Genomic DNA, 2883 nt, shown 5'->3' on the forward strand with positions numbered 1-2883 from the left:
GTGATCACCTTCATTACCCCTGCTGGTGGCAGAGCATCGGTATATACCGCATCCACCAGACTGATACTGCCAATATTCACCATCGGTTTACGGCCAAACTTCGAATGATCCGTCACCAGTATGACGTGGCGGGAATTCTCAATAATTGCGCGCTTGGTACGCACCTCGTGATAGTCGAATTCCAGCAGCGAGCCGTCACTGTCGATGCCGCTGATCCCCAGAATGCCGAAGTCCAGGCGGAACTGAGAAATAAAGTCGAGCGTCGCTTCGCCAATAATACCGCCGTCCCGGCTGCGAAGTTCACCACCCGCGAGAATAATGCGAAAATCCTCTTTTACCATCAGCGTGTTCGCCACGTTGAGGTTGTTGGTCACAATACGTAAATTGCTGTGGTCGAGTAGCGCGTACGCCACCGCCTCGGGCGTGGTCCCGATATCAATAAACAGCGTTGAACCGTTAGGGATCTGCGAGGCAACTTTACGCGCAATACGCTCTTTTTCCGCCGTCTGCGTGGCTTTACGATCGTGCCACGGTGTGTTGACGGAACTGGACGGTAGCGCCGCGCCACCGTGATGACGCAGAATCATGTTTTGATCGGCCAGGTCATTGAGATCCCGGCGAATCGTTTGTGGGCTAACGGAGAAATGCTCCACCAGCTCTTCAGTACTGACGTATCCCTGTTTTTTTACCAGCTCAATGATTGCATCATGTCGTTGTGTTTGTTTCATTGTTATTCCCTGGAACTATGTTCGTTTTCGCGCATTTAACGTATCCGCGAACGCCATTGCCAACCCAACTGCCAGCCCGGCGATATGTGCGCCATTGGCCATCGACATCCCAAACAAATCAAACCATCCGGCGACGATCCAAATCAGCGCGAAAATAATCAGCCCGCGCTGCAGGTAGATTCCGCTTTGCGGATCGCGCTCGCCACGCAGCCAGACGTAACCCATCAGCGCATAAACGACGCCGGAAAGCCCGCCGAACCACGGGCCGCTAAACTTATGCTGTACATATCCGCTCAGTAGGGCGCTGATGACCGTAATCACTATCAGTTTGCCGCTGCCTAAACGTTTTTCAACCGCACCACCAAGATACCACCACCACAGCAGGTTGAAGAGGATATGCATCAGCGAAAAGTGCATGAAGGTGTGAGTGAAGTAGCGCCAGACGTCAAACTGTAATGATGGGTCAAACGGCCAGGCCAGCCACACCATTACGGCTTGATCGCCAACGATATTCATGACGATAAATACCAGAATGCAGGCCGCCATAATCAGCCAGGTGACCGGACCGGCACGCTCACGCAGTGTGGCAATAAACGGGAAGCGGCGATAACGCAGCCCACTGCCAGTATGACCGGACTGCCAGCTGGCCGCGAGATAGCGCGGATCGCCAGGGTTCTCCATAAATCGCGCCAGCTCAGCATGCACACGTTCGGCCTGCGTTTCATCCGCCAGCCAGACATCGCTTTGATGATGTTGTTGAATGGTCAGGATAACGCCCTGCGTCGCCATGTAATCAACAAAGGCCTGTGCCACGCGGGGGTTAGCAAAAGAGGTAATCATCAACATGGTTGCTGTCGCTTAATCCATACAAAAGAGGACAGTATATATACCCTTCTAATTTCAAGCTGCATCTTTGTTGGCTATGAAGACGAACCGTATGCCACTTCGGCAGGGAAATGGCGATGCCAGGCGTCAAAACCGCCATCAACGCTGTAGACCGCGTCATAGCCTTGCTGAAGCAAATATTGCGCCGCGCCTTTACTGCTGTTGCCGTGGTAGCACATGACCAAAACCGCCGTATCGAAATCGTGATCGCGCATAAACGAGCCCAGCGTGTCGTTCGTCAGGTGAAATGCCTGGGGAGCATGCCCCATCGCAAAACTTTGTGGATCGCGGATATCCACCAGTACCGCCGCGCCCTGATGCAGCTTCTGGTGCGCTTCTTCAACATTAATACATTCAAACTGATCCATACATTCTCTTCTTTAATCGTGCAGGTGAAACGTTTTCGGCATTTTATCCGTTAGTGTACGTCCCCATGGGAGTGAAACGCCATAATGTTATATGTATCACTGTAAATTGTTTATTCGATGTTACCAATGGAGCGTTTCTTTGCTATTATGCTCGATAACGAACATTTATGAGCCATAACGAAAGCGCACGAGGGCAGCATGGAAACCAAAGATCTGATTGTGATAGGGGGAGGCATCAACGGTGCCGGTATCGCGGCAGATGCCGCTGGACGCGGTTTATCCGTGCTGATGCTGGAAGCGCAAGATCTTGCGTGCGCAACCTCCTCTGCCAGTTCTAAACTCATCCACGGTGGCTTGCGCTACCTGGAACACTACGAATTCCGGCTGGTGAGCGAAGCGCTGGCTGAACGCGAAGTGCTGCTGAAAATGGCCCCGCATATTGCCTTCCCAATGCGCTTTCGCCTGCCGCATCGCCCTCACCTGCGTCCGGCATGGATGATTCGTATTGGTCTGTTTATGTACGATCATTTAGGTAAACGCACCAGCTTACCGGGTTCTGCCGGTTTGCGTTTTGGCGTAGAGTCGGTACTTAAACCGGAAATTGTGCGCGGTTTCGAATATTCCGACTGCTGGGTCGACGATGCGCGTCTGGTGCTGGCCAATGCCCAGATGGTGGTGCGAAAAGGTGGGGAAGTGTTAACCCGCACTCGTGCAACCTCTGCGCGTCGCGAAAACGGTCTGTGGATCGTCGAAGCCGAAGATATCGATACCGGCAAGACATTCACCTGGCAGGCGCGTGGGCTGGTCAACGCCACGGGTCCGTGGGTGAAAGAATTTTTCGACGAAGGTATGCATCTGCCTTCGCCATACGGTATTCGCCTGATCAAAGGCAGCCACATCGT

General features: G+C 53.0%; 4 protein-coding genes. 1 reads left to right on the top strand and 3 read right to left on the bottom strand.

Annotated features, from left to right (window positions below; translation table 11 throughout):
* The 3 genes from AB7E14_RS22350 to glpE form a co-directional block, all read right to left on the bottom strand.
* Positions 1-728 (bottom strand): DeoR/GlpR family transcriptional regulator (locus AB7E14_RS22350; protein ID WP_428169981.1); only part of this gene is annotated, 728 nt, incomplete at its 3' end.
* Between the two features lie 15 nt (positions 729-743).
* Positions 744-1574, bottom strand: a complete 831-nt coding sequence (gene glpG, locus AB7E14_RS22355) for a rhomboid family intramembrane serine protease GlpG (RefSeq protein WP_316962342.1) — start codon at positions 1572-1574, stop codon at positions 744-746.
* Between the two features lie 74 nt (positions 1575-1648).
* Entirely contained in the window at positions 1649-1981 is a 333-nt protein-coding gene (glpE, locus tag AB7E14_RS22360) for a thiosulfate sulfurtransferase GlpE (RefSeq protein WP_044327375.1), read from the bottom strand.
* A gap of 198 nt (positions 1982-2179) precedes the next feature.
* Here glpE and glpD point away from each other — a divergent pair.
* Positions 2180-2883 (top strand): glycerol-3-phosphate dehydrogenase (gene glpD, locus AB7E14_RS22365; RefSeq protein ID WP_428169982.1); only part of this gene is annotated, 704 nt, incomplete at its 3' end.

It is taken from the genome of Citrobacter sp. (assembly GCF_050252275.1).
GTDB classification, from domain to species: Bacteria; Pseudomonadota; Gammaproteobacteria; order Enterobacterales; family Enterobacteriaceae; genus Citrobacter_A; species Citrobacter_A amalonaticus.